Below are 26,232 nucleotides of genomic sequence, written 5' to 3'. Positions count from 1 at the left end.
TGAGCAAAGATGAGGAAAGATCCTTCATAGCGTGCTTGACCTGCGAAGGGAGCCCCATGACTTTTTTCGAAAGGGTATTAAGCGACAGGCATTTTCAGCAAGACGATGAAGATGGCCCACACAAACACTTGATTACGACTGCAGAAGTCTACTCCGCTGATTTACAGAAAATGGTACCCTTGGGCGTCACCTCTAAAAATAAAAACAGCATAGGGATAGTGGTGCATTTCAGGTGCTATGACGACTACTACAATCTGCAGATTTTAAGCGAGCCCTACTACAACAACTACTTCAGCAAGAGCACCCAAGGTTTCCTCGGAGCGCTTCCGGCGGCGGGAGGTGATACGACTTCTTTTAACTTGCTGAATGAAAGTTTCAAGACTGTCACGCTAGATGATTTCGACAGCGACAATCAGACCGTTTACTTGCAGGCACGCAATGCAGGCGTTATCAAAAAAATGCTATGGGGCGCTCAGGTGAACCGTTATTGCTTCCACGACCTGGCGGGTCACCAGGTTTTATTCAAACTGCACATTCTTGAAAGAAACGTGGCCACCCCTCAAAGCACTACACCCTACACTTGAAATAGCAGTGTGTGGTGATTTGACCCATTAAAAAAAAGCCCCGCATCCTTCGATGCGGGGCTTTTTCATTCAACGCCTGATCAGGCCGCCGGTTCCAGCTCGGCGGCGACGGCGGCAGGCACTACCGCTTGACCGCTCAACGCCAGGTCCAGCAGTTCGCGGTTGGCCACCGCGTACATGGCGTAGTCGGTGCCGCTGGCGGCACGGATTTCCACCAGCATGGCGCGCCAGCGTTCGATCATGCCTTCGTGCTGCGCCATCCACAGGGAGAGCCGTGTTTCCACGTCCTGGGTGCCGTCGCCCTGTTGCAGGACCGAGATGGTGATCGCGCGTTGCTGCCAGTCGACGTCATCGCGGAACGCTTCACGGGCCAGGGCCTGCCAGTTGTTTTCAACCGGCAGAGCGCTGATCTGTTGCATGTACCAGGTGATGTCCAGCGCGCTGCCCACGGCGAAGTAAGCCTTGGCCACCTCAGCCGGATCCTGGCCGGTCACGTCGGAAGCCTCGATGATCGGCAGCAGGGTGTACAGGTGCGAGGTACCCGCCACCATACGCGCCAGCAGCTCCGGCACACCGGCTTCGACGTAGGCCTGATAACGGCGCTGCCAGGTTTCACGGATCTCGCCACTGAGCAGCTCGTCGAGCTTCAGGCCCAACTCTTTCAAGTGCGGACCAAAGTGCGCGACGTCACGGGCAGCATTCTGCTCGTTGCGACGGGCACGCAGGAACCAGCGCGTAGCGCGACGGCCCAGGCGCATCAGCTCGTCCATCAGCTCCAGTTGCACGTCGGCGGCAACCTGGTAGTCCAGGTTTTCGATCTGACGGAACCAGTGCGGGAGATGGAAAATGTCACGCACGATCACGTAGGCACCGGCCACGTTCGCCGGGCTCATGCCGGTCGACTCTTTGAGTCGTTGAACGAAGGTGATGCCCATGTGGTTGACCAGGTCGTTGGCGATCTGGGTGCTGACGATTTCGCGCTTCAGGCGGTGACGGCGCATGGCCACGGAGAACTTGCTCACCAGCGTTGGCGGGAAAGCGGTTTCCATGTCGCGGGTCAGGTAGTCGTCGTCCGGCACCAGGGAGCCCAGCAACTGCTCCTTGAGGTCGATCTTGCTGTAGGAGATCAATACCGACAGCTCGGCACGGGTCAGGCCATGGCCTTGCGCGACACGCTCGTTGATCGCGTCTTCCGACGGCAGGAACTCGATGGCACGATCCAGCTTGCCGCGGCCTTCCAGGTCGTTCATCAGGCGCTTGTATTCGGCAATCCGCGGCAAGGCGCGACGGGCTGCCAGGGACAGGGCCTGGGTCTGCTTGTAGTTGTTGCCCAGCACCAGACCACCGACTTCGTCGGTCATGCTCGCCAGCAACTGGTTACGCTGCTTGTCGGTCATGTCGCCGGCCTGAACCACTTCGTTCAGCAGGATCTTGATGTTCACTTCGTGGTCGGAGCAGTCCACACCACCGGCGTTGTCGATGAAGTCGGTGTTGGAACCGCCGCCATTGAGGCCGAACTCCACACGACCCAGTTGGGTCATGCCCAGGTTACCGCCCTCGCCCACGACTTTGCAGCGCAGTTCGTTGCCGTTCACGCGCAGTGCATCGTTGGCCTTGTCGCCGACATCGGCGTGGCTTTCGCTGCTGGCCTTGACGTACGTACCGATACCGCCGTTCCACAACAGATCCACCGGTGCCTTGAGCAAGGCGTTCAGCAGTTCGGTCGGGGTCAGTTTGTCGGCCTCGATGTCGAAGCGCTCTTTCATCTGCGGGGAAATCGCGATGCTCTTCGCGCTGCGCGAGAAGATACCGCCGCCTTCGGACATGATGCTGGTGTCGTAGTCCGACCAGGCCGAACGCGGCAGGTCGAACAGGCGCTGACGCTCGGCGAAGCTCGACACCGGCTCAGGGTTCGGATCGATGAAGATGTGCAGGTGGTTGAACGCCGCGACCAGCTTCAGCTTGTCGGACATCAGCAAGCCGTTGCCGAACACGTCACCGGCCATGTCGCCGACACCGACCACGGTGATGCTGTCTTCCTGGACATTGATGCCGCGCTCGCGGAAGTGGCGCTGTACGCCGACCCACGCGCCCTTGGCGGTGATGCCCATTTTCTTGTGGTCGTAACCGGCCGAGCCGCCGGAGGCAAACGCGTCACCCAGCCAGAAGCCGTAGTCGATGGCGATGCCGTTGGCGATGTCGGAGAAGGTCGCGGTGCCTTTGTCCGCCGCCACGACCAGGTACGGGTCATCGTCGTCATGACGCACGACGTTGGCAGGTGGTACCAGTGCGCCGTCCTTCAGGTTGTCGGTGATGTCCAGCAGACCCGAAATGAAGATGCGGTAGCAGGCGATGCCCTCGGCCGCGATCTCGTCACGGCTGCCGCCCAGTGGCAGGCGACGCGGCAGGAAGCCGCCCTTCGCACCCACCGGCACGATCACCGAGTTCTTCACTTGCTGGGCTTTTACCAGGCCCAGCACTTCGGTACGGAAGTCTTCTTCACGGTCGGACCAGCGCAGGCCGCCACGGGCAACGTTGCCGAAGCGCAGGTGCACGCCTTCGACGCGTGGCGAGTACACGAAAATTTCGAACTTCGGTACCGGCTTGGGCAGCTCGGGAATCAAGTGCGGGTTGAACTTGAAGCTGAAGTACGACTTGTTATGGCCGTTGGCATCGGTCTGGTAGAAGTTGGTGCGCAGGGTGGCCTTGATCAGGTCCAGGTAGCGACGCAGGATGCGGTCTTCGTTCAGTACCTGGACGTCGTCCAGGGCGCTGAGAATCGCGTGTTCCAGACGCTGTTGCTTATCGTCCAGGTCATCGCTGGTCAGCTTGCGCGCCAGGTAGAAACGGGTCTTGAACAACCGGGTCAGTTCGCGAGCGATGTCGGTGTGGTTGTTCAGGGTGCTGGCGATGTAACCCAGGTCGAAGCCCAGGCGGATCTGCTTCAGGTAACGAGCGTAGGCACGCAGCAGCGCCACGTCACGCCATGGCAGGCCGGCGGTCAGTACCAGACGGTTGAACGCGTCGTTCTCGGCATCGCCACGCACGATGTGGACGAACGCGTCCTGCAGCGTGTCGTTGAGCTGCTGGATGTCGAGTTCCAGGCCTTCGGCGGCGGTGAACGCGAAGTCGTGAATCCAGAATTCGCGGCCATTGCTGTGACGCAGGTGATACGGGAACTCGCCCAGCACGCGCAGACCGAGGTTCTCCAGGATCGGCAGGACGTCGGACAGTGCCAGCGGCGTGTCGGCGTGGTACAGCTTGCAATGCAGCTGGCGCTGACCGGCGACCTGGCCCAGCGGCTGATAGAAACTCATCACCAGCGGGTTTTTGTCGCTCAGGCTCAACAGATGCTGCATGTCGACCACAGCGGAATGCGCGGCGAAACGCTCGCGGTAACCGGCCGGGAAGCCTTTCGGGAAATCGGCCAGCACGTTGGTGCCCTGGGCTTCACCGAAGCTCTCGACGGTCAGTGCGGCGTAGTCGTCCTGCCAGCTGCGACAGGCCTGCACCACTTCTTTTTCCAGCAGCAGCGGGTCGATGTCGAGGCGGTTTTTCGGGTCGACGCGCAGGATCAACTGCACGCGGGCCAGCACGGACTCGGAGAAGAAGGTCCAGAACTCGCAGTCGGTGGCTTTCAGGCGATCCATCAGCACTTGCTGGATCTTCTGGCGCACTTCAGTGGAATAGATGTCGCGCGGCACGTAGGCCAGGCAGTAGCAGAAACGGCCGTACGGGTCTTTGCGCAGGAACACGCGAATCTTGTTGCGTTCCTGGATCTGCACGATCGACATCACGGTGCTGAACAGCTCGTCCACCGGAGTCTGGAACAGATCGTCGCGCGGCAGCACTTCGAGCACCTGCGCCAGCTCCTTGCCCAGGTGAGCCTTGGCCTGGAAGCCGGAACGGTGTTCGATTTCCTCGACCTTGCGGCGGATGTACGGGATCACCCGCACGCTCTCGCCATACACCGACGAGGTGTACAGACCCATGAAACGGCATTCCTTGACGACCTTGCCGTTGGCGTCGATTTCGCGGATCGACACGTAGTCCGGGTAAGCCGGGCGGTGTACACGGCTTGGGTGCGCGGCCTTGGCGAACGACAGCAGGGTCGGTTCGCGCAGGTAGTTCACGGCGTAGTCTTCGATGCGCAGGTCATCGTAGGTCAGGCCGGCACGCAGCAGCTTGGTCAGGCCGAGGAAGGAGTCCTTGTCGTAGACGATATGGCCGCCATCGGCTTCGTCGCTGACCACGAACTCTTCGTAGCCGAGGAAAGTGAAGTGGTTGCCCACCAGCCATTCCAGGAAGCTCTTGATTTCGCTCTTCTCGTCGCCATCGACGGCGAACTGGCTGTTGTCCAGCTTGCTCAGGATCTCCTGGACCTTGGCCTTCATCGGCTCGAAATCGTCGACCGCCACGCGAACTTCACCGAGCACCTGCTCCAGCTCTTTGCTCAGCACATTGAGTTCGGCGGTGTTGGCGCAGCGGTCGATTTCCAGGTACATCAGCGATTCTTGCTGAATGTCCTCGCCCTGGGTGCCCTTGGGCAGGATTTCCAGCAACTCGCCCTTGCTGCCACGACGCACGCTCAGCACGGTGGTTTGCAGGGTATGGATGCTGTAGCCGCGGCGGTTCAATTCGGTACGCACCGAGTCCACCAGGAATGGCAGGTCGTGGTGCAGCACTTCGACCGCCGTGTGGGTCGACTGCCAGCCGTGGCGTTCGTAATCGGGGTTGAAGACGCGCACTTGCGGTTGCGCGTGATCGAAGCGCTCAAGCAGGCGCCATGCAGAAAGGGTGCAGCCAGCAAGGTCGGACAACCGACGCTGGGTCAGCTCGTCAAGGGAAATGATGCCGAAGAATTGTTCAGCGAACAGCGCCACTTGTGGCAGTGCCTGTTCACTGATGTGCTGCGCCAGTGCCGCTTGCAGTTGGTGCTGGAAGTCGGCTTTGCTGGCTGCGGTGAAGAACGCCATCTGTGGTACTCCGCTTGGGCTTGTTATTGATGGAAGCGTCGCGCGAAACCCCTTTCGGGGCTACGTTTCAAAGCTAGCCGTCACCCGGTTCCTGATTCTCGGGCAGAGGAAACAGGGTGACAGGTGGGTGAAGCTGGACGAGACACTCAGGTCACATTCACCTTCCGTGAATGGGCATCTGCAAAAACGACTGGCCACAGGTTGCTCCAATGTCTTTACAGGTATCCATTGGTTGCGCAGCTTAACCAGTGCGGCAAGGCCCGTGCTTGCGGTGCTGCGACATATTCGGTCATCGGCACGCTGCTCAAGGCATGCGTATCGAACAACACTAGCAGTCGTACAGGAAAATGACGGCTTTGCACCCGCATTTACGGGACCTTCGCACCAGAAATGACCGGTAACACACTGATTGTTCACTACATGAGCATGGCCGCTCGGACGAGCAGAGTTTTTTTTGGGGGGGGGGGAATGAGGCTTGTTGGTGTCAGGTGCAGTGATCAACGAAGATGAGCGAGTCAAAGGTGGCAGTGAGCACGGGGACTTCAGTGCTCACTGGCGGTTCAAGATTTCGGCAGAGACAACAAACTGCCTTGTTATGGGCAATCAACCCCTGGCTGCCAAGGCTCTCCCCACGGAGCTGAATAGAGATCCGGTGGCTTATTCTCGCTCTGGAAGTTTTGTTTGTATTTTTTCCTTTTGTACGCCACCTCTTCGTCATAAGTTACATATTTTTTACTGGCATCCCAGGTCGGGATATCGCCGCACTCACCGCCCCCGGCAGGTGCTTTGATATTGAGATGCTCGGTTAGCGTAATGGTATGCGCGCCATCAGAAACAGCTACAGAAAGGGTGCCTCTAGTATCCGCAGTGACTGTCGGCGCTTTGAAGGACATCGATTGCGTATCACCTCTCGAAGGCTCGAATCCGGTGGCGGTCCAAAGATAATTCAGGGGCTTGTTTGCTGGAGACCCCGCATAGACATGTGCGCTGAATATCTCGCCCGATGCTACTTCCTCTGGCACGGCAAGCCGTCCTGCAGGCGGTTTGTCCTCCAACATTTTCTGGATTGCGACCTCCAGATCGGGTTGAACGCCTATTTCTGCACTATCGCCGTTGATCTGCGGGTAGCCTGTTTCGACAAGGAGTTTACGGAGTTCTTTCGGTGGAATATTGCCTAGTCCCTTGGCGCGGGCTACTCCTTGTAACGAGGCAACAACACCGGCAATGATTGGGTTCGCTGAAGAGGTGCCGCTAAACGTATGCGTATAGCCCGTGATTGGATTGTTCACACTCCATGCTGTCGTTGTGACATTGTAACCCCAACTAAATAAATCGACGCGACTTCCGTAGTCGGAATAGCTCGCTCTAAGGCCAGTTTTTGGGTCAACAGCCCCCGCATAAATTGCACCGCTATCGAAAAAATTACGATCATAGTAGCCATTGAAAAATGAATGATCCAAATCTATGTTGCCATTCCCCGCAGCCTCCACCACATGCACGCCTTTTTCTTCAACAAGATAAGAAATAATATCGCGCACCGTTCTATTTTCTTCGATCGGCACAAAACAGTTAACCGTGCAGCCAACCTGACTAAAAGGCTCCTTTTTTCTGATTTGAACACCTATCTGCACTACATCACCCTCACCTAGCTTATCCGCCAACTGGAGCAATCTGTCCGTACCCCAGTGCAAATAACCGAGCTTGGTCCAGGGAACAATCCCGGTAGTGCCAAAGCCATTTTCCTGTGATGCAATAATGCCTGCACTGGCCGTATCATGAGAGCCTGTTACGGCCCCAACATCAATTTCCAGATTAGCTTTTGGCAAATCAACATGTTCCCTCGCCCATCGATCTACTTCTGCGGAGACCACCTGCATATCGCGGCCTTTGCCACCCAAAACTTTCCAGGCTTCAACCGCGTTCACGCCACCAATCTTATAGGGGGTTACAGTAGCTTTGCCTTGCAGATAGTTTTGTTGACCCGTGAAGTCAGGAATACTTTTGCGCGCGAGCTTTTTAATAGGCTTACCATTATCTTCATGCATCCCTTCTACACGCGGTTCAAACTCGGCGCTTTCGACCAAAGGATTCTGTCTTAATTTATCAAGCAATGACTCAGCCTGATTTTCAGTCAGTTGGTGGGTATCAACCATGAAGTAACGATCCAATCGATGTCTCTGCAGTGCCTGTAACTGGGCATTGGTTCTCTCTCGGGAAGCTGGAACCAGCGGCCGCATATCAGGCACAATAAGCCTGAGTGTCTTTAACGATTCATCATGACTTTCCGAAGATAAAACACCGCGCTTAACCAATATCATCACACGCGAATAATCAGGAGCGGCCGCATTCACCAGCAAAGGCAACGAAGCAACACAGAACAACATAGCACCCAGCCATTTATTCATCGACTTCATGTCTATACCTCGCAACTGTTGCAAAAATCAATAAAGCACTTTCCAGCAACACCAACACTGACCCATGCAACACAATGCAAACTCGACTGCTATTCATTGATTGCTCGGCCTACAGTGAATGCTGCAATCCGAAGAGTGGCTACTGTCAAAAATAACAGTGCCGACGACTGGTCACATAGACTGAAGACAATTGCACAGAGACGTCTCGTTGTTATTGCTATCGCTACGCAAAAGGCCCTGTAGCCGAGCAGGATTTTTTAAAGGCTGGCAGAATTGTGCCCTTGTCTGTCTTCGCAGCGCTCGTCGAGCCAGGAAATCCCCATGAAAATGAAAACCGCCCTCTTGATCGTCAACCCATGCGATGACGAAGAAGACAACATGGCCATGCTCTGCTGCCACAGCGAACAGGGCGAAATGTTCCTGATGAGCCGTTACCCGGACGAAGACGAACTGGAAATCACCCTCGACGGCGAGCCTTCGACCCTGGAGGGCGTGAAAGTCACCCTGAGCCCTTCCCTGCTGAAGATTGAAATTGCGGCGGCAGATGCCGATGCGCTCAATGGGGATGATGTGCTGGAGATCACCTTTGATGCCGACATGACGGATCTGGCTGAAGTGGAAGAAACCCTGCAGAACATTCTCAAGGGTACTGGCACCTATATCAGTCAGATTTGATGGTGTCTGGGCGGGTGCTTTCGCGAGCGAGCCCGCTCCCACAGGGTCCTGATGTGTTACGCAGATCGCAAGCCCGCCACCGATACTGTGGGAGCGGGCTTGCTCGCGAAGAGGCCCGAAAGAACACCACCAGCCTGAAACCTGTAGAAAGTTCCTACAACGATTACCAACCATTTCCTGCACTTTGCACAAAATGCCGTTAGTCGCCGCCCCCCGCGATGGATTAAAGTAACGCCCCCAGCCCTGGCGCATTTTCGAACGTCCTCGGCCACCCTTTTGCAGGAACAGTCATCGATGGAACATCGTGAAGCGCTGCTCGCGCTGCGAACCTTTCTTTCAACGCAGATTCTCGGCCAGGAAAAACTCATCGAGCGCTTGCTCATCGCCCTGCTCGCCGACGGCCACATGCTGGTCGAAGGCGCCCCTGGCCTGGCCAAGACAAAGGCCATCAAAGAACTCGCCGAAGGCATCGAGGCCCAGTTCCACCGCATCCAGTTCACCCCCGACCTGTTGCCGGCCGACATTACCGGTACGGAAATCTACCGCCCGGAAACCGGCAGCTTCGTGTTCCAGCAAGGGCCGATCTTCCACAACCTGGTACTGGCGGACGAAATCAACCGCGCCCCGGCCAAGGTTCAGTCGGCCTTGCTCGAGGCCATGGGCGAGCGGCAAGTCAGTGTCGGGCGCAGCACCTATGAGCTGTCGCCGCTGTTCCTGGTGATGGCCACGCAAAACCCCATCGAGCAGGAAGGTACCTATCCGCTGCCGGAAGCCCAACTTGACCGGTTCCTGATGCACGTGAAAATCGGCTTTCCCGATGCCGCTGTCGAGCGCCGGATTCTGCAGCAAGCCCGTGGAGAAGCCCTGAACGGCGAAGCGAAGCCTGAGCGTCGGGTTACTCAACAGACGATTTTTGTCGCGCGCAAGGAAATCCTCGGTTTGTACATGGCCGACGCCGTGGAGGAATACCTGGTGCAGCTGGTCATGGCCACCCGCATCCCGGCCAAGTTCGACCCGGAGATGGCCGAGTGGATCGCCTATGGCGCCAGCCCGCGCGGTTCGATTGCCCTGGACCGCTGCGCCCGTGCCCACGCCTGGCTGGCCGGCCGCGACTTCGTCAGCCCCGAAGACATCCAGGCCGTGCTGTTCGACGTGTTGCGCCATCGCATCATTCTTTCCTTTGAAGCCGAAGCCGCTGGCATCGATCAGGACCGGGTGGTCCAGCGGATTCTCGACGTCGTAGCCGTCGCTTGACCCCGATGAACGCCAGCCTGCCGCCCGAGCCGGGCATCCGTGTCAGCCTCGCCGACCTGATCGAGATGCGCCATCGCGTGCGTGAAGTGCAATTGTTTTCCACGCCGAGCCAGCGCAGCCCGCTGATCGGCCTGCACCATTCAAAACTGCGCGGACGTGGCGTCGACTTCGATCAGGTGCGGGTCTATCAGGCCGGCGACGATGTGCGCACCATTGACTGGCGCGTGACTGCCCGCACCCAGGAACCCCACACCAAGCTGTTCCACGAAGAACGTGAGCGACCGATCTTCATCATGGTCGAACAAAGCCGCCGGCTGTTTTTCGGCTCGGGCCTGATGTTCAAATCGGTGCTCGCCGCCCAGGCCGCGAGCCTGATCGGTTGGGCCGCACTGGGGCACAACGACCGGGTCGGCGGGCTGGTGTATGGCGACAACGAACACTACGAAATCAAGCCTCGGCGCAGCAAGCAAAGCCTGCTGCAGTTGCTCAACCGGCTGGTGCGGGTCAATCACTCGCTCAACAGCGAAAGCGAGCCGGACCGCGACGCCTTTGGCATTGCCCTGCGCCGTGCCCGGGAAGTGTCGCGCCCTGGCAGTCTGGTGATCGTGATCTGCGACGAACGCGCCCTTTCGGACAGCGCCGAGCAACAGCTGAGCCTGTTATCGCGCCACTGCGACCTGTTGCTGCTGCCGTTGTCCGATCCGCTGGATCATGCCCTGCCCGCCGCAGGTCTGTTGCGTTTCGCCGAACGCGGCGCACAACTGGAACTCGACACGCTGAATTTCGATCTGCGCCAGACTTACCGGGCCCAGGCCGAAGCACGTATCGCCCGCTGGGAACTGCTCGCGCAGAAACTACGGGTGCTGATGATGCCGTTGAGCACTCAGAGCGAGATGGTCGAGCAATTGCGCGAATACCTGAACCCACAGAAACCGGGGAAAGGCCGATGAGCAGCCTTGATCAACTGCAACCGCTGATATCCCCGCCACCGGTGCAATTCTGGCCTCCGGCACCGGGTTGGTGGTTACTGCTGCTCGTGATCCCGCTGATCGGTCTGGGCCTGTGGAAGCTGCGTCGCTTCATTCCACACAAACGTCCCGTGGTACGTGCCGAACAGCCGCTTGACCCGGTACGCCTTGCGGCCCTGGCCGAGCTGGCACTGATGCCCAAGCCTTACGACGGTGCGCCGGCCGGTGCCTGGCTGCAGCAACTCAACGGCTTGCTCAAGCGCCTGTGCCGCAACCATTATCCTTACAGCCAGAGCCACACCCTCAACGGCCGCAAATGGCTGGCGTTCCTCGACAATCGCTGCCCGGCGGCCGGCCTGACCCGCTGGATGGTGCTTGTCGAAGGCGCCTACAAACCCGAATGCAAACTCGACGACAAGGCCATCGCCGGCCTGACCCAAGCCGTCGAAACGTGGATTCGCAAACATGTTTGAATTCGCCTGGCCGTGGATTTTTGCCCTTGCGCCGCTGCCGTGGCTGATGCGCATCGTATTGCCGGTGGCCGACAGTGGTGAACCGGCACTCAAGGTCAGCTTCCTCAGCGATCTGGAAGGTCTCGCCGGGCGACGCGCCCGGGCCAACCTGCCAGCCTGGCGCCAGCAGGCACCGTTCATCCTCCTGTGGCTGTTGCTGCTGGTCGCGGCGGCTCGCCCGCAGTGGCTCGGCGAACCCATGCCAATTGCCGCCAGCGGACGTGACCTGCTGGTGGCAGTGGATGTTTCCGGGTCCATGGATTTCCCTGACATGCAATGGCAGGACGAAGACATCAGTCGCCTGTCACTGGTCCAGCATCTGCTCGGAGACTTTCTCGAAAGCCGCGAAGGTGACCGGGTCGGGCTGATCCTGTTCGGCAGCCAGGCCTACCTGCAGGCACCGCTGACCTTCGACCGCCACACCGTGCGCGTCTGGCTCGACGAGGCGCGCATCGGCATCGCCGGCAAAAACACCGCCATCGGCGATGCCATCGGTTTGGCCCTCAAGCGCCTGCGTTTGCGTCCGGCCACCAGCCGCGTGCTGATCCTGGTGACCGATGGCGCCAACAATGGCGGTGAAATCGACCCCCTCACCGCAGCGCGACTCGCCGCCAAGGAAGGCGTGAAAATCTACCCGATCGGCATCGGCGCCGATCCAGAGCAAAGTGGCACGGTCGGCTTTCTCGGCGTCAATCCGAGCCTGGACCTGGACGAACCGTCCCTCAAGGCCATCGCCGAGGCCACGGGTGGCCAGTATTTCCGTGCTCGCGACGGCAAAGAGCTGCAGGCGATCAAGGACACCCTGGACCAACTGGAGCCCGTGGCCCAGCAACCCACCCAGGCCCGCCCGACTCAAGCGCTGTACCACTGGCCACTCGCCCTGGCGCTGTGGTTGAGCATGCTCCTGGTGGCCCCCGTGCTCTGGCCGGACAACCCCTTGCAACGCCTGTTTACCAAGGACCTGTTCTTGCAAACCCAACTGCTGCCTGACTGGCGTCAGCGTCTCAAACGCCTGCGCCTGCGGAGGCGTCGATGAGTGCGCTGTGGCCGTACTGGTTCCGCCCCTGGTGGCTGCTGTTGCTACCGGTGCTTGGCTGGTTGCTCTGGCAACTCTGGCACCGCAAGAAGCGCGCCGGGCGCTGGCAAATGATTTTACCACCGGCCTTTCACGCCGCACTGCTCAGTGGCGGCAGTGGCCGTGACAGTAAACTGCCCTGGATCGCCCTCGGTCTGGCATGGCTGTTGACCGTGCTCGCCCTGCTCGGTCCGGGCTGGCAGCGTGTCGAGCAGACCAGTCAAAAGCCCGCCGACCCGCTGGTGGTGGTGCTCGAACTGACCCCGGAAATGCTCGCCACCGACGTCATGCCCAACCGGCTTGAACAGGCTCGACGCAAGTTGTTCGATCTGCTGCAGATTCGCAGCGACGCGCAAACCGCCATCGTCGTCTACGCCGGCAGTGCCCACACGCTGGTACCGCTGTCGGATGATCTGTCCACCAGCCGCAATCTGCTGGACGCACTGAAGCCGTCGTTGATGCCAGAGGCCGGGCATCGCGCCGATCTGGCGGTGCTCAAGGCGCTGGCGCTGCTCGAACAAGCGGCGCTGGGCGACGGCCGGATCCTGCTGATCGGTTCGTCCTTGACCGAACAGGAACGGCTGGGCATTCGTCACGCGCTCAACGGCAAATCGACTCAATTTCTGATGCTTGGCATCGGCACCGCCGAAGGCTCGCCCATCACCCAGGAGGACGGCAGTTTCCTCAAGGATGAACAAGGGGCCATTCTCGTGCCGCGCCTGGACGAGCCAGGCTTGAAAAGTTTTGCCAACGACCTGGATGGAAGCTTTCGCCAGGCACGCCTGGACGACAGTGACCTGCATGCCCTTGGCCTGTTCGACGGCCCACGCCACCTGCGCAACGATGGTCAGACCCTGCGCCTGGACACTTGGGCCGATCAGGGTTACTGGCTGTTGCTACCGCTCCTGTTGCTGGCGGCCTGCGCGGGACGTCGTGGCTGGCTGCTGTTCCTGCCGCTGCTATTGGCGCTGCCTCAACCGAGCTACGCCTTCGACCTCGTCGACCTGTGGTTGCGTCCCGACCAACAAGGCGTACACCTGCTCAAGCAAAAGCGCCCGGCCGAAGCCGCGCGGCGCTTCGAAGACCATCAGTGGCAAGGCGTGGCGCTCTATGAAGCCGCAGACTATGCCCGCGCCGCCGAGCGGTTCGCAGAAGGCAACGATGCCCACGCCCACTACAATCGAGGCAATGCCCTGGCCAAAAGCGGTGAGCTGGAGGCGGCCCTGGACGCGTACGAACAGGCTCTGGAACGTCAACCGGATTTGCGCCCGGCGCTGACCAACAAGGCGCTGGTAGAGGAGCTGCTCAAGCAGAAAAACAGCTCGCCCGCCCCGGAACCGGACCCTTCTGGCAGCGACGAACCCCAGGCCATGCAACAACAGACTCCACCTGGTGTTTCATCGCTGTCTTCGGAAAACGGTGAGCCGCAGGCGCAGGAACCGCCGGCCGACTCCAACACCGCGCAACCGCCGGTGTCGCCGCCCAGACCGGGTGCCAATGAAGTGCCCGGCAGCGAGTTAGGCGACGAACAACACACCACGCCGCCCTTGCGCCCTGCCACCGACAGTATCGAAGGTGAACAGCGTCAGGCACTGGAGCAGTGGTTGCGGCAGATTCCGGATGACCCCGGTGAGCTGCTGCGGCGAAAATTCTGGTACGAACAGCAACAACATCAGGATCAGGAAAAAACTCGATGACCCGCTTCACCGTTTTATTGCTCGCGCTGATGCACGGCCTGTTGCTCTGCTCTATCCAGGCGCAGGCTGCAGAGCTGGCCGCCAGTGTGGACCGCACTCGCCTGAGCTCAGGCGAGACGGTCGAGCTGACCCTGGAGTCCACCGACGTGACACAGTTCGGCAAACCCGACCTGACACCCCTGGAGCCGTTGTTCGAAGTGCGCGGCACCCGCCAGGTCAACCAGTTGAATACCCTCAGCGGTGAAAACCAGGCCGCCACGCGCTGGATCATCACCCTCCTGCCGCGGCAAAACGGCAGCGTCGTGATTGCGCCACTGCAACTGGGCGAACTGCAGAGCCAGCCGATCACCCTGCAAGTGGTCGAGAGCGAAACACCGGACACCCCGAACAAACGCGCCCCGGTGTTCATCGATGCCAGCCTCGATCAAACCAGCGTGTACGTTCAGGCCCAGGCCGTCCTGACCCTGCGCATCTACCACTCGGTGTCGCTGTACGACGACAGCAGCCTGCCACCCTTGCAGATACCTGACGCACGCATCGAACAATTGGGCGACTCACGCACCTACGAAAAAGACATCGATGGCCTACGCCACGGCGTGATCGAAATGCGCTACGCGATCTACCCGCAACACAGTGGCGAACTGATCATTCCGGCACAGATCTTCAACGCGGCGCTGGTCGACGCACAACCGGTACAGGACAGCGCCGCCCAGGGAGCGAAATCCGGCAAGCTGATGCGCGTCACCTCGACCGAACTGCTGTTGACGGTCAAGGCCAAACCCATCACCTGGCCGGCCGATCTCCCCTGGCTGCCTGCGCGCAGCCTGACCCTGAGCGAAAGCTGGAACCCGGAGCCGGACCACACCCAGGTCGGCGATTCACTGACCCGCAGCCTGACGGTGACGGCCGAAGGCTTGTCCAGCAGCCAACTGCCACCGCTGCCCGGCACCGATGTCGGCGGGCTGCGCCGCTACCCGGATCAACCGGTGTTCGGCAACCAGAACAGCGAACGCGGCCTGGTCGGCAGCCGTGAAGACCGCGAGGCCCTGGTGCCGACACGGACCGGTGCCATCGAGCTGCCCACCGTCGACGTAGTCTGGTGGAACACTTTCGAAGACCATCTGGAACACAGCAGCCTGCCTGCCCGCACGCTGCACGTGGCGGCCAACCCGAGCCTGGTGGTCGACACCCCGGCCGGCGCGTCTGCGGTCCAGGCCAGCGCCGACAGCGAAGCCCTGTGGCGCTGGAAGCTCAGCACCTTGTTTCTGGCCTGCACCACCCTGCTCGGCTTCGGCCTCTGGTGGCGTGGCCGCTGGCAACCGGCGGTGGCGCGCACCGCCCAAACCGGCCCGAGCCCGCGCACCGTACTCGACGACCTCAAGCGTGCCTGCCTGGCCAATGATTCCCACGCCACCCGCCAGGCCCTCGACGCCTGGGCCCGGCAACAACCGGAAACCCTGGCCGACATGGCCGCCCGCTTCGTGCCCCTGTCCAATGCCCTCGACGGCTTGAACGGCGCGCTCTACAGCGAAACCGGCCAGTACTGGCAAGGTGACGAGCTGTGGCGGGCGATCAAGGCGATCCCGATGGCCGAACGGGTGCAGGATGTGGTTGGCGAGAGTGGGTTGCCGCCGCTTTATCCCAAGTAAATTCCGATCCTTGTGGCCAGGGGGCTTGCCTGTGGCGAGGGAGCTTGCTCCCGCTCGGTCGCGAAGCGGCCGTAAATCCTTACAGCTCGGTATGCCTGAAGGAATCAGGGGGGCCGCTTCGCGGCCCAACGGGAGCAAGCTCCCTCGCCACAGGCAAGCTCCCTCGCCACAGAACTCCATACCACAAGAAATTCGGTGTGCAACCACACCCGACCGGTTTACCAGTAAACTCTCCCCCCTTTCGCCGCCTTCATTTTTCACGCGGCCACCACCTGTTTTTTGTACCGGAGTCCGCCTTGCGCTTGTTTCACACCTCCGACTGGCACCTGGGGCAAAACCTGCACGGCCAGGATCGCGATTTCGAACACGGCTGTTTTCTTGACTGGCTGTTGCGCCAGCTGAAGCTGGATCAGCCGGATGTGCTGTTGATCGCCGGCGATATCTTCGACACGGTCAACCCGCCGGTCAAATCTCAGGAGCGGCTCTACGACTTCATCGTCAGCGCCCACGAGCAGCAGCCGTCGCTGACCATCGTGATGATCGCCGGCAACCACGATTCCGGCTCGCGGATCGAGCTGCCGGCCCCCTTGATGCGGCGCTTGCGCACCCATGCGCTCGGTCGTGTGCTGTGGCTGGATGACGGACAGCTGGATGCCGAGCGCCTGTTGTTGCCGTTGCCTGACGCCAGTGGTGAAGTCACCGCCTGGTGCCTGGCGCTGCCGTTCCTGCGCCCGGCGGAAGTCACCGGCGCGCACTTGGGCGACAACTACCTGCGCGGGATCGGTCAGGTGCACGAATGGCTGATCGAAGCGGCCAACGCTAGGCGCACGCCAGGCCAGGCACTGATCGCCATCAGCCACGCGCACATGGCGGGCGGTTCGGTGTCGGAAGACTCCGAGCGCAGCCTGATCATCGGCAATGCCGAAGCCCTGCCCGCCAGCCTGTTCGGACCGAGCATCAGCTACGTTGCCCTGGGCCACCTGCACAAACCGCAGAAGGTCAACGGCGAGGAGCGCATCCGCTACAGCGGCTCGCCGATTCCGCTGTCGTTCTCCGAGATCAGCTATCAGCACCAGATTCTCGACATCACGCTCGACGGCGAAACCCTGGTCAGCGTCGAGCCGAAACTGATTCCCCGCGCGGTCAACCTGCAACGCATCGGTCCGGCGCCCTTGAGCGAGATCCTGCTGCAGCTGGCGGACCTGCCGGACATCGACCTGTTGGCCGACATCCAGCGCCAACCCTGGCTGGAGGTGCGGGTGCGCCTCGATGAGCCGCAGCCCGACCTGCGCAATCAAGTGGAAACCGCCCTGCAAGGCAAGGCCGTGCGCCTGGTGCGCATCGCCGCCGAGTACGCTGGCAACGGCAGCCGTGACGGTGCCGATGAGGGCAGCACGCTGATCGAACTGGACCAGCTCACGCCCCAGGAGCTGTTCAGCCGTGCCTGGCAGGACAACTACGGCAGCGAGGTCGACGAGCAGACCCTCAAGGACTTTGCCGAGCTGTTGCAAGACGTGCAGATGGAGAGCGAACAGCCATGAAAATTCTCGCGATCCGCCTGAAAAACCTCGCCTCCCTGGCCGGGCCCTTTGAAATCGACTTCACCGCCGAACCCTTGGCCAGTGCCGGACTGTTCGCCATCACCGGCCCCACCGGCGCCGGTAAAAGCACGTTGCTCGATGCTTTGTGCCTGGCGCTGTTTGGCGCCGTACCACGCCTGAACAACACCGGCCGCGACGCGAAAGTGCCGGACGCCGACGGCGAAATCGGCACCGGTGACCCGCGAACCCTGCTGCGGCGCGGCACCGGTGAAGGCTATGCGGAAGTGGATTTCGTCGGAGTCGACGGCCGCCGTTACCGCGCCCGCTGGGAAGCCAACCGCGCCCGGGACAAGGCCGCCGGCAAGCTGCAGGCCAGCCGCCAGAGCTTGCGGGACATCGATCAGGACCAGTTGCTGGCCAGCCAGAAAGGCGAATACAAGGCTCAGCTCGAAGCCGCGCTGGGGCTGAACTTCGAACAGTTCACCCGTGCCGTGCTGCTGGCGCAAAGCGAGTTCAGCGCATTCCTCAAGGCCGACGACAACGACCGCAGCGAACTGCTGGAGAAACTCACCGACACGGCGCTCTACACCCGTCTCGGTCGTCGCGCCTTCGACAAGACCAAGGAGGCTCGCGAGGTTCACAAGCTGCTGCAGGATCAGGCCAGCGGTGTGACGCCGCTGGCGCCGCAGGTCCGTGCAGAACTGGATGCGCGCTTCAACGAAGCGCAACAACAGCAGAAATTGCAGCAGGCACAACTCAAACAGCTTGAGCAGCAGCACACCTGGCTCAAGGATTTGCGTCAGTTGCAGGACGCTCAACTCGCAGCGACCGAGCAACTTCAAAGCGCCCAACAGCACTGGGAAGGTCTGGCCAGCGAACGCTTGAAGCTGACACGGCTGGAACAACTCGGCCCGCAACGGCACCAGTTCGCCCGCAAAACCGAACTCGATGCACTGCTGACGCCACTGGCCGCACAGGTTGCTGCCCATACCCGGCAGCAGCACGAACTGACTGAACGCCAGACGGTGCTGGAGCAAAACCTCTCGGCCACACAAATCGCCCTGAGCGAAGCCCAACAACGACAAACCGACAGTGCTCCGCTACTGCGTCAGGCCTTCGAAGAGCAAAGCACCCTCGCCCGCCTGGCCAGGGACGCCGCCCTCAGCGCCGAGGCGAAGCACAACGCAGAACAAGCCTGCGCCCAAGGCCAAAGCGCCATTCAAGCCTTGCTGGAAAAGCAGCACCAGGTTGCCGAACGTTTGCAGCGTATCGCCACCGAGCTTGAACAAAGCGCCCATCTGGCGCCGCTCAGCGACGCGTGGAATGCCTATCGGGATCGCCTGCAACAGTTGATGCTGATCGGCAATCGCTTGAACAAAGGCCAGGCCGAGCTGGCGACCCTCGAACAAAACGCCACCCGCTTCGGCGAAGAACTCGCCTTGCAAAAGCAGCAACTTGAAGTGCTGTTCAAGGAGGCTGGTGCGGAGCCGGACGCCGTGGCCGAGCAGATCGGCATCCTCGGCAACCTGTTGCAGGACAACCGTAAACAGCTGCGCGCCATCGAAGACCTGACGCGGCTGTGGGCCAGCCAGCAGGAACTGGACAAGCGCGGCGCCGAACTGCAACAGCGTCAGCTCGCCGCGCAACAGGAACGTGAGCGCCTGACTCAGGACGGGGTGAAAACCAAAGCCGAACTGACGGTCGCCGAACAAACCTTCAACGTCACCCGGGAACTGCTGGAGCGCCAACGTCTGGCCCGCAGTGCGAGTGTCGAAGAGTTGCGCACGCAGTTGCAGGACGACCAGCCGTGCCCGGTCTGCGGCAGTCACGAGCATCCTTACCATCAGCCCGAAGCGCTGCTGCAGAGTCTCGGTCGCCACGATGAAAACGAACAGGCCCGGGCGCAGCAAGCGGTCGACCAGCTCAAGGAAAAGCTCACCGAATTGCGCGCCGAGGTGGTGGGCGTCATCGCCCGGCAAAAGGAGCTGCTGCAACAACAGGAGCAACTGGACGCCCAACAACAAGCCTTGGCACCGAGCCTCGACGCTCACCCACTGGCCGCACAACTTCTGGACCAGGACGCCGAAAAGCGCGACGCCTGGCTGAGCCGGCAAAACGATCAGTTGAACCAGAGCATCACTCAGGACGAACAGCGTCAGCGCGCCCTGCTCACCCTGCAGCAGGACGCCGCGCGCCTGACCCAGCAATTGCGCCACGCCGAAACCGCGCATCAGCAAGCGGCCCAGCACCTGAGCAACCAGCAGCGCGAACTGAGCAGCGACCGTCAGCGGCTCGACGAGGAGCTCACCGCGTTCGGCAGTCTGCTGCCGGCCGAAACCCTCGAAGCGCTGCGGATGGAGCCTGCTGCGACGTTCATGCAACTGGATCGGCAGATCGCCGAACGCCTCACACAGCTCGATCAGCAGAAGGAAGAACTTGCCGAGCAGCAACAGCGTCAACAGACGCTTGAGAAAGAACAGGATCGCCAGCAAACCCGCGTGCAACAGCAGCAAATCGCCGAGCAACAATTCACTGCACTGGCCGAACAGCAAACGGCTTGCCAGCTCCGACTTGCACAACTGCTGGGCGAGCACGGCAGCGCCGAGCAGTGGCAGCAAGGGCTGGAAAACGCCGTAGAGCAAGCACGCAGTGCCCAGGCAACAACGGCGCAGGAGCTGCAGCACGTAAGTACGCAACGGGTGCAAATCGCCGCCGAACTCAAGGCGCAGCAGGAGCGTTTGCAAGCGCTGGAAAACGAAGATCGCGATCTCACCGACAAAATCGCCGACTGGCGCGGCCGACATCCCGAGCTGGATGACGGTGGCCTCGAAGATCTGCTGCGGGTCGACGACACGCAAGTCAGCGAACTGCGCCAACGCTTGCAACACAACGAAAAAGCCATCGAACAGGCCAAGGTGCTGCTGCAGGAGCGTGATCAGCGATTGCTCGATCATCAAGCCCGGCACAACGGCCACCTCGATGCCGAGCAACTCGCCACCGCCCTCACCGACCTGCAACATCAGTTCGCCGCCAGCGAACAGCACTGCGCCGAACTGCGCGCCGAGCAGGTCGAAGACCAGCGCCGGCAGAACGCCAATCAGGCCCTGGCCCAACAGATTGCCGACGCCTACAACGAGTATCAACGCTGGGCACGCCTGAATGCGTTGATCGGCTCCGCCACCGGCGACACCTTCCGCAAGATCGCCCAGGCCTACAACCTCGACCTGCTGGTGCATCACGCCAACGTGCAATTGCGCCAACTGGTGCGCCGTTATCGCCTCAAGCGCGGCGGCAGCATGCTCGGGTTGCTGGTGATGGACACCGAAATGGGCGACGAACTGCGTTCGGTGCATTCGCTGTCCGGTGGCGAGACCTTCCTGGTATCGCTGGCACTGGCCCTCGGCCTGGCCTCAATGGCATCGAGCACGCTGAAAATCGAGTCGCTGTTCATCGACGAAGGCTTCGGCAGCCTCGATCCGGAGTCCCTACAACTGGCCATGGACGCCCTCGACGGCTTGCAGGCCCAGGGCCGCAAGGTCGCGGTGATTTCCCACGTACAGGAAATGCATGAACGGATTCCGGTGCAGATCCAGGTCCGCCGCCAGGGCAACGGCCTGAGCACCCTGGAGGTGAAATGAACACGCTGTATTCCTTCCGCCGCTGCCCGTACGCCATGCGCGCACGCATGGCCCTGCGTTATTCGGCAGTGGCCGTGGACATCGTCGAAGTCAGCCTGAAGGCCAAGCCCGCCGAGATGCTCGCGCTGTCGGGCAAAGGCACGGTGCCGGTGCTGAGCGCCGATGGCCGGGTGATCGACGAAAGCCTCGACATCATGCGCTGGGCCCTGGCACAGAACGATCCGCAAGACTGGCTGCTCAAGGATGATCCTGATGCAGCGGCACAGATCGCCCCGCTGATCGAACAGAACGATCAAGTGTTCAAGGTGCACTTGAACCGCTACAAGTACGCCGAGCGTTATCCCGGGCAACCGATGGAGGCGTATCGCGCCGAGGGCGAGGTGTTTTTGCAAAGGCTGGATGAGTTGCTGGAGGGACGCGACTATTTGCTGGCCGACCATGCAAGCCTGGCCGACGTAGCGCTGATGCCCTTCGTGAGGCAGTTCGCCCACGTCGACCGTGAATGGTTTGCGCAGACGCCGTATCGGCGGTTACAGGACTGGTTGCAGCGGTTTCTGGAGTCTGAACTGTTTACCAGTGTGATGCGCAAGTAAGCACACCGACACTGTGGCGAGGGAGCTTGCTCCCGCTGGGCTGCGAAGCAGCCCCAAATCCATTGCACTCAATTCTTCAGGTAAACCATATCAACCGGTTTACGACTGCTGCGCAGCCGAGCGGGAGCAAGCTCCCTCGCCACAAAGGATTCAGTGACCAGCAGAGTTCAAGCCAACACCTCACACATCCCGATCGCCGAGCAATCCACATGGAACGGGCCGAAAACCACGCCTTCATTCCTGATCGGCGGATTGCCGGCCAGCATGCCCTGCGCATTGGCATTTTCGATGTTGCGGGCAATGTTGTGATTGGCTTCGATGGCGCGTGCCACCGAGCCCGCCGAGCCCTGTCCGATCCCCAACAGGGAGGATCCGTTGGTCATGAACGCCAGGAAGGCGATGACCCAAAGTCTGTGCCCTTTCATGCGCCGGCGACTCCTGCGAGTTCAGCCTGATCAACGCTGGCGTTTTGCGCACGGTGGTCAAACTGGATGCCGGGATGAGCGACCTGAATCGGCGCTTCGAAGCTGGATTGTGACTGGGCTGACAGGCTGACCAACAGCACCATGGCAAGGTACAGGCCGATCGCTACATAGGCACCGAGTTTGGCAGAAGTGAGAATTGCGCTGGCCATGATGTTCTCCGCAGGCATGTTTCAATGCCCACAGAATCGATCAAAAAAGCCTGGGTAACCACTCAGGGTTATCCATAGTGATCATCAGCTTCGTTGATCATTAAGCCAGACTATTTCAGTCTTCAATAAAACTCATCAAACGCTCGCGCGCAGCATCCGGTTCACCGGAAACAGCGTCGGATGCCGACAAAATAGGGGTGGAATAGAGAAACAGAAGAACCAATGCCAGACGCGTCACCATGCTGCCGATCCTTGCCGTGAGGAGGAGTCAAAAAATCAGCGTCAATTTAAACGTATGGCTATGTGATATCAAGCGCAACATTGATGGCAAACTGATGCTGTCGCAAATGCGTTATGCAGGAGCGACATCACTCTGATCGTTTTCGACACCTGCTTCTCAGCATCAGGCGCTTCGATCATCAGTGACTTCGCTCCTGCATAAAGGCAGGGGGGGAAGTTCAGGCTTGGGTCTTGTGATCCAGCGCGGCGTAGAAGTTGGCGCTCTGTTGCAGGTATTTCTGGGTGTAGCTCTGGGTGTGGGCTTTTTTGTCGCTGATTTCAACGTTGGCACTGGCTGGCAGCGCAACGGTGGCAGAAATGGCGGAAGCGGCGATGACAGAGAAGATGTTGAAGTTCATGGCGGTATTCCTCGGATTCAGTTGGCTTGCTTGCCCGGTGGGGCCGTGAAGCAAACTTAACCCTCGAGGGTTCGCGCCTTGAAATGCTTTGTAGCAGTACCAGATATCAGCGTCATTGATAAAAGCAGGCAGGCCCCATCAACCGGGGCCTGCGGCTTATTGACGCAGCAGAAACTTCAGGTCGCTCGGGGCGTCCATCGGCAGTTTTTGCACGGTTTTACCCAACAGACCGCTCTTGGCGTCGCGTTCGACGACGACAATCTGGTTGCTCTTCTGGTTGGCGATCAACAGGAATTTGCCGCTCGGGTCGAGACTGAACTCCCGCGGATGGTCACCTTCTACCGCCCGGCGTTGCAGCTCGGTAAGGCGTCCGGTTAGCGGATCAATGGCAAACACCAGCAGTTGATTGGCCGTGCCACGGTTGCTGACGTAGAGGAACTTGCCATCGGCCGAGGCATGCAACGCGGCGGCTGCCTTGTCCGAGACGGGTTGCCCGGCAGCCAGGTCGACCATCTGCGTCTGCTCTAGCGTGCCGTCGTGGTAATCGAACACCGCCACCTGAGCGCTCATTTCCATGGTCAGCCAGGCGTGTTTGCCATCGGCGCTGAACAGCAGATGACGCGGTCCGCTACCGGGCGGCAGTTGCACGAATGCCAGGTTGCCCGGGGTCAGTGGCCGCTGCGGATTGGCCTTGGGGTCGAAACGGTAGGCAAACACCTTGTCGGCGCCAAGGTCGATGGAGAACACGTATTTACCGTCCGGCGACGGGATGGACGAATGTACGTGGGCCGAGGCCTGGCGCTCGGGGTTGACCCGGCTCGCCGGGCGGCTGCTCATCTGCACCACCGGTTTTAGCTTGCCATCGGCCGCCACCGGCAGCACCGCGAGAGTACCGCCGGGGTCTTCGGCCACCGAGTAATTGCTGACAAACAAATGGCTGCCATCGACGCTGAGACTCGAATGGGTCGGCTCGTTGCCCAGGCTTTGTACCTGGCTGATCAGGCTCAGCCCGTGGGTCTTGGGATCAATCGCATAACTGCTGACGCGCCCGACCGGATCAACCTGGCCCGGGCCGTTTTCGTTGACCACGAACAGGTGTCGCTGGTCTTTCGACAGGGTCAACCACGATGGATTTTCGCTTTTCACCACTTGCAAGGGCCTGGCGTTGATCTGCCCGGTGGTGCTGTCGAACGCCAGGCGGTAGATGCCTTGGCTTTGCCCGGCGGTGTAGGAGCCCACCAGCAGTTGATAGTCCTCGGCGGATGCGGCCTGGACGCCCATCGCGCCGATGCTGCCGGCCATCAACAGTGGCCAGAGGTTACGCATCGTCTTGCGCGTCTTCGCCGTCATCGTTGTCACCGCGGTATGCGGTCATGCACACCAACCGGTGCTCACCGGATTCACCGGTAATCAGCCAGCTTTGCAGGGTTGGATCGAAGCTCGCCGCCTGGATTTGCGCCGGCGTGAACTCCCAGTGCTTGGCCGCGCGGCCATCCATGCATTCGATGTGCAGGTTGTCGAATTCATCGAGGGAGAATTCGAAAGCGTGCAAACCGTCGATTTCCACCATATCGCAGTGTTCGAGGACGTTGAGCAGGGTGTCGGTTGCGGAAGTCATGGCAGTCAATCTTTGAATGGGAAAGCACCAATGATAGCGCAAGCACCCGACCAAAGTTTCACACAAAACTGTGGGAGCGGGCTTGCTCGCGAAGGCGGTTTATCATTCAACATCTCTGTTGGCTGACACTCCGCTTTCGCGAGCAAGCCCGCTCCCACAGGGATTGTGGTAAACCGTTACAACGCCTCGCGGGACGATTGGCCATCCACCAGTCGCTGGATGCGCAGCGGATTGCCGTTCTTCAGCGCGTCCGGCAGCAAACTGTCCGGGTAGTTCTGGAAACACACCGGGCGCAGGAAACGATCGATGGCCAGTGTACCCACCGATGTACCGCGCGCATCGGACGTTGCCGGGTAAGGCCCGCCGTGGACCATCGAATCGCAGACTTCCACACCAGTCGGATAGCCATTGAGCAGGATGCGTCCGACCTTCTGCTCCAGCAATGCCGTCAGCCCGGCGAACTGCTCGAAGTCTTGCGGCTCGCCAATGACGGTGGCGGTCAATTGGCCGTGCAGGCCGTTCAGGGCGGCCGTCAGTTGCGCCTGATCCGCGACCTCGACCACCACGGTGGTTGGCCCGAACACTTCCTCTTGCAGGACTTCATCGCCATCGAGCAGCAGACGGACATCGGCCTTGAACAGCTGCGGTTGGGCCTGATTGCCCTGCTGCGGATTGCCGGCCAGGTGTTCAATTCCCGGATGCGCCAGCAGTTTTTGCACGCCTTGACCGTAGCTGCCCAGGGTGCCGGCATTGAGCATGGTTTGCGCCGGTTGGTCGCCCATCAGCCCGGCCACTTGCTGCACAAAGGCACTGAACGACGCCGAGCGAATGCCGATCACCAGACCCGGATTGGTGCAGAACTGCCCGCAGCCCTGCACCACCGAAGCCGTGAGGTCCCGGGCAACCGTGTCGGCCCGCACCTGCAATGCCTGGGGCAAGACAATCACCGGGTTGATGCTCGACATCTCGGCGAACACCGGAATCGGTTGCGCACGTGCCGCGGCCATGTCGCACAGGGCTCGACCACCCTTGAGCGAACCGGTGAACCCCACGGCCTGGATGGCCGGATGCTTGACCAGTGCCTCGCCGACACCCCCGCCGTAGATCATGTTGAACACACCGGCCGGCATACCCGTTTTTTCCGCAGCGCGAATGATCGCATCGGCCACCTGCTCGGCGGTGGCCATGTGGCCGCTATGGGCCTTGAACACCACCGGGCACCCGGCGGCCAGCGCCGAGGCGGTATCGCCACCGGCGGTGGAGAACGCCAGCGGAAAGTTGCTGGCACCAAACACCGCCACTGGCCCCAGGCCGATGCGGTACTGACGCAGGTCCGGACGTGGCAACGGCTGACGCTCAGGCAATGCCCGGTCGATTCGCGCGCCGTAGAAATCACCGCGACGCAGTACTTTGGCGAACAGGCGCATCTGCCCGCTGGTACGCCCACGTTCGCCTTGAATCCGGCCTGCGGGCAACGCCGTTTCGCGGCAGACGACAGCGACAAAGTCGTCACCGAGGGCATCCAGTTCATCGGCGATGGCATCGAGAAACTGCGCCCGTCGCTCCGCGCTCAGGCTGCGATAGGCCGGATAGGCGATCGCTGCTGCGTGGGCCGCCGCATCGACCTCCTCCGGTGTCGCCTGAGAAAAATCGTGGGGCAAGGCCTCCCCCGTCGACGCATCGACACTCTGCAACTTGACGCTGCCGGCGGCGCTACGTTGGCCGCCGATGTAGTTGTGACCAAGAATCCGGGTCATGGACAAGTC

General features: G+C 60.7%; 19 protein-coding genes. 10 read left to right on the top strand and 9 right to left on the bottom strand.

Annotated elements, in window-relative coordinates; all coding sequences use genetic code 11:
- Nucleotides 1-664 precede the first annotated feature (664 nt).
- Both BSF40_RS23775 and BSF40_RS23770 read right to left on the bottom strand, forming a co-directional pair.
- Nucleotides 665-5,560: an NAD-glutamate dehydrogenase gene (locus tag BSF40_RS23775; protein WP_095967023.1), complete on the bottom strand. Its 4,896-nt coding sequence runs from the start codon at nucleotides 5,558-5,560 to the stop codon at nucleotides 665-667.
- Between the two features lie 593 nt (nucleotides 5,561-6,153).
- Nucleotides 6,154-7,974, bottom strand: coding sequence for a S8 family serine peptidase (locus tag BSF40_RS23770; protein ID WP_095967022.1), 1,821 nt, complete (start codon nucleotides 7,972-7,974; stop codon nucleotides 6,154-6,156).
- A gap of 321 nt (nucleotides 7,975-8,295) precedes the next feature.
- Between BSF40_RS23770 and BSF40_RS23765 the strand changes: the two genes are divergently transcribed.
- From BSF40_RS23765 to BSF40_RS23720, 10 genes are all read left to right on the top strand, one after another.
- On the top strand, nucleotides 8,296-8,649 hold the full coding sequence (locus BSF40_RS23765; protein WP_095967021.1) for a hypothetical protein: 354 nt from the start codon (nucleotides 8,296-8,298) through the stop codon (nucleotides 8,647-8,649).
- Between the two features lie 294 nt (nucleotides 8,650-8,943).
- Nucleotides 8,944-9,903: a MoxR family ATPase gene (locus BSF40_RS23760; RefSeq protein ID WP_015095342.1), complete on the top strand. Its 960-nt coding sequence runs from the start codon at nucleotides 8,944-8,946 to the stop codon at nucleotides 9,901-9,903.
- Nucleotides 9,904-9,908: 5 nt separating this feature from the next.
- A complete protein-coding gene (locus BSF40_RS23755) occupies nucleotides 9,909-10,853 on the top strand; it encodes a DUF58 domain-containing protein (RefSeq protein ID WP_095967020.1) in 945 nt (314 codons plus the stop codon).
- Complete coding sequence (locus BSF40_RS23750; protein ID WP_095967019.1) at nucleotides 10,850-11,344, top strand: DUF4381 domain-containing protein; 495 nt, start codon at nucleotides 10,850-10,852, stop codon at nucleotides 11,342-11,344. The genes BSF40_RS23755 and BSF40_RS23750 overlap by 4 nt, the downstream gene beginning before the upstream one ends.
- Nucleotides 11,337-12,419, top strand: a complete 1,083-nt coding sequence (locus BSF40_RS23745; protein ID WP_095967018.1) for a VWA domain-containing protein — start codon at nucleotides 11,337-11,339, stop codon at nucleotides 12,417-12,419. The genes BSF40_RS23750 and BSF40_RS23745 overlap by 8 nt, the downstream gene beginning before the upstream one ends.
- Nucleotides 12,416-14,155: a VWA domain-containing protein gene (locus BSF40_RS23740; protein ID WP_095967017.1), complete on the top strand. Its 1,740-nt coding sequence runs from the start codon at nucleotides 12,416-12,418 to the stop codon at nucleotides 14,153-14,155. The genes BSF40_RS23745 and BSF40_RS23740 overlap by 4 nt, the downstream gene beginning before the upstream one ends.
- Nucleotides 14,152-15,804, top strand: a complete 1,653-nt coding sequence (locus BSF40_RS23735) for a BatD family protein (RefSeq protein WP_095967016.1) — start codon at nucleotides 14,152-14,154, stop codon at nucleotides 15,802-15,804. The genes BSF40_RS23740 and BSF40_RS23735 overlap by 4 nt, the downstream gene beginning before the upstream one ends.
- Before the next feature lie 296 nt (nucleotides 15,805-16,100).
- Nucleotides 16,101-17,345, top strand: coding sequence for an exonuclease SbcCD subunit D C-terminal domain-containing protein (locus BSF40_RS23730; protein WP_095967015.1), 1,245 nt, complete (start codon nucleotides 16,101-16,103; stop codon nucleotides 17,343-17,345).
- Nucleotides 17,342-20,983 carry an AAA family ATPase gene (locus tag BSF40_RS23725; RefSeq protein ID WP_095967014.1) on the top strand — a complete coding sequence of 1,214 codons (3,642 nt, stop codon included), beginning with the start codon at nucleotides 17,342-17,344 and terminating at the stop codon, nucleotides 20,981-20,983. The genes BSF40_RS23730 and BSF40_RS23725 overlap by 4 nt, the downstream gene beginning before the upstream one ends.
- A complete protein-coding gene (locus tag BSF40_RS23720) occupies nucleotides 20,980-21,576 on the top strand; it encodes a glutathione S-transferase (RefSeq protein WP_095967013.1) in 597 nt (198 codons plus the stop codon). The genes BSF40_RS23725 and BSF40_RS23720 overlap by 4 nt, the downstream gene beginning before the upstream one ends.
- Nucleotides 21,577-21,743: 167 nt before the next feature.
- Here the strand turns inward: BSF40_RS23720 and BSF40_RS23710 are convergent, their stop codons facing one another.
- The 7 genes from BSF40_RS23710 to BSF40_RS23685 form a co-directional block, all read right to left on the bottom strand.
- The gene (locus BSF40_RS23710) at nucleotides 21,744-22,001 is read right to left on the bottom strand and encodes a hypothetical protein (protein WP_015095351.1); all 258 of its coding nucleotides are present in this window, start codon (nucleotides 21,999-22,001) and stop codon (nucleotides 21,744-21,746) included.
- Nucleotides 21,998-22,210: a hypothetical protein gene (locus BSF40_RS23705; RefSeq protein ID WP_095967104.1), complete on the bottom strand. Its 213-nt coding sequence runs from the start codon at nucleotides 22,208-22,210 to the stop codon at nucleotides 21,998-22,000. Before BSF40_RS23705 ends, BSF40_RS23710 begins: the two co-directional genes overlap by 4 nt.
- A gap of 115 nt (nucleotides 22,211-22,325) precedes the next feature.
- On the bottom strand, nucleotides 22,326-22,451 hold the full coding sequence (locus BSF40_RS33150; RefSeq protein ID WP_007979948.1) for a hypothetical protein: 126 nt from the start codon (nucleotides 22,449-22,451) through the stop codon (nucleotides 22,326-22,328).
- Nucleotides 22,452-22,668: 217 nt separating this feature from the next.
- Nucleotides 22,669-22,848, bottom strand: coding sequence for a hypothetical protein (locus tag BSF40_RS23700; protein ID WP_007979950.1), 180 nt, complete (start codon nucleotides 22,846-22,848; stop codon nucleotides 22,669-22,671).
- A 156-nt stretch (nucleotides 22,849-23,004) separates the two neighbouring features.
- Nucleotides 23,005-24,174 (bottom strand): lactonase family protein, encoded by a 1,170-nt coding sequence (locus BSF40_RS23695; RefSeq protein ID WP_095967012.1) that lies wholly within the window; start codon nucleotides 24,172-24,174, stop codon nucleotides 23,005-23,007.
- Nucleotides 24,167-24,466, bottom strand: a complete 300-nt coding sequence (locus BSF40_RS23690) for a DUF5629 family protein (RefSeq protein ID WP_172435746.1) — start codon at nucleotides 24,464-24,466, stop codon at nucleotides 24,167-24,169. The genes BSF40_RS23695 and BSF40_RS23690 overlap by 8 nt, the downstream gene beginning before the upstream one ends.
- Before the next feature lie 176 nt (nucleotides 24,467-24,642).
- Nucleotides 24,643-26,223 (bottom strand): aldehyde dehydrogenase (NADP(+)), encoded by a 1,581-nt coding sequence (locus BSF40_RS23685; RefSeq protein WP_095967010.1) that lies wholly within the window; start codon nucleotides 26,221-26,223, stop codon nucleotides 24,643-24,645.
- Nucleotides 26,224-26,232 lie beyond the last annotated feature (9 nt).

Source organism: Pseudomonas sp. ACN5, from assembly GCF_002303975.1.
GTDB classification, from domain to species: Bacteria; Pseudomonadota; Gammaproteobacteria; order Pseudomonadales; family Pseudomonadaceae; genus Aquipseudomonas; species Aquipseudomonas laurylsulfatiphila.
The sequence above is the reverse complement of the archived record's forward strand: the minus strand, read 5'-3'. Positions and strand labels throughout refer to the sequence as shown.

Excerpts from the sequence above, each read along its gene's own strand:
- BSF40_RS23745 (WP_095967018.1), top strand. The coding sequence starts at position 11,337 with ATGTTTGAATTCGCCTGGCCGTGGATTTTTGCCCTTGCGCCGCTGCCG.
- BSF40_RS23770 (WP_095967022.1), bottom strand. The coding sequence starts at position 7,974 with ATGAAGTCGATGAATAAATGGCTGGGTGCTATGTTGTTCTGTGTTGCT.
- BSF40_RS33150 (WP_007979948.1), bottom strand. The coding sequence starts at position 22,451 with ATGGTGACGCGTCTGGCATTGGTTCTTCTGTTTCTCTATTCCACCCCT.
- BSF40_RS23750 (WP_095967019.1), top strand. The coding sequence starts at position 10,850 with ATGAGCAGCCTTGATCAACTGCAACCGCTGATATCCCCGCCACCGGTG.
- BSF40_RS23710 (WP_015095351.1), bottom strand. The coding sequence starts at position 22,001 with ATGAAAGGGCACAGACTTTGGGTCATCGCCTTCCTGGCGTTCATGACC.
- BSF40_RS23695 (WP_095967012.1), bottom strand. The coding sequence starts at position 24,174 with ATGCGTAACCTCTGGCCACTGTTGATGGCCGGCAGCATCGGCGCGATG.
- BSF40_RS23725 (WP_095967014.1), top strand. The coding sequence starts at position 17,342 with ATGAAAATTCTCGCGATCCGCCTGAAAAACCTCGCCTCCCTGGCCGGG.
- BSF40_RS23705 (WP_095967104.1), bottom strand. The coding sequence starts at position 22,210 with ATGGCCAGCGCAATTCTCACTTCTGCCAAACTCGGTGCCTATGTAGCG.
- BSF40_RS23755 (WP_095967020.1), top strand. The coding sequence starts at position 9,909 with ATGAACGCCAGCCTGCCGCCCGAGCCGGGCATCCGTGTCAGCCTCGCC.
- BSF40_RS23765 (WP_095967021.1), top strand. The coding sequence starts at position 8,296 with ATGAAAATGAAAACCGCCCTCTTGATCGTCAACCCATGCGATGACGAA.
- BSF40_RS23760 (WP_015095342.1), top strand. The coding sequence starts at position 8,944 with ATGGAACATCGTGAAGCGCTGCTCGCGCTGCGAACCTTTCTTTCAACG.
- BSF40_RS23685 (WP_095967010.1), bottom strand. The coding sequence starts at position 26,223 with ATGACCCGGATTCTTGGTCACAACTACATCGGCGGCCAACGTAGCGCC.
- BSF40_RS23735 (WP_095967016.1), top strand. The coding sequence starts at position 14,152 with ATGACCCGCTTCACCGTTTTATTGCTCGCGCTGATGCACGGCCTGTTG.
- BSF40_RS23690 (WP_172435746.1), bottom strand. The coding sequence starts at position 24,466 with ATGACTTCCGCAACCGACACCCTGCTCAACGTCCTCGAACACTGCGAT.
- BSF40_RS23720 (WP_095967013.1), top strand. The coding sequence starts at position 20,980 with ATGAACACGCTGTATTCCTTCCGCCGCTGCCCGTACGCCATGCGCGCA.
- BSF40_RS23775 (WP_095967023.1), bottom strand. The coding sequence starts at position 5,560 with ATGGCGTTCTTCACCGCAGCCAGCAAAGCCGACTTCCAGCACCAACTG.
- BSF40_RS23740 (WP_095967017.1), top strand. The coding sequence starts at position 12,416 with ATGAGTGCGCTGTGGCCGTACTGGTTCCGCCCCTGGTGGCTGCTGTTG.
- BSF40_RS23700 (WP_007979950.1), bottom strand. The coding sequence starts at position 22,848 with ATGAACTTCAACATCTTCTCTGTCATCGCCGCTTCCGCCATTTCTGCC.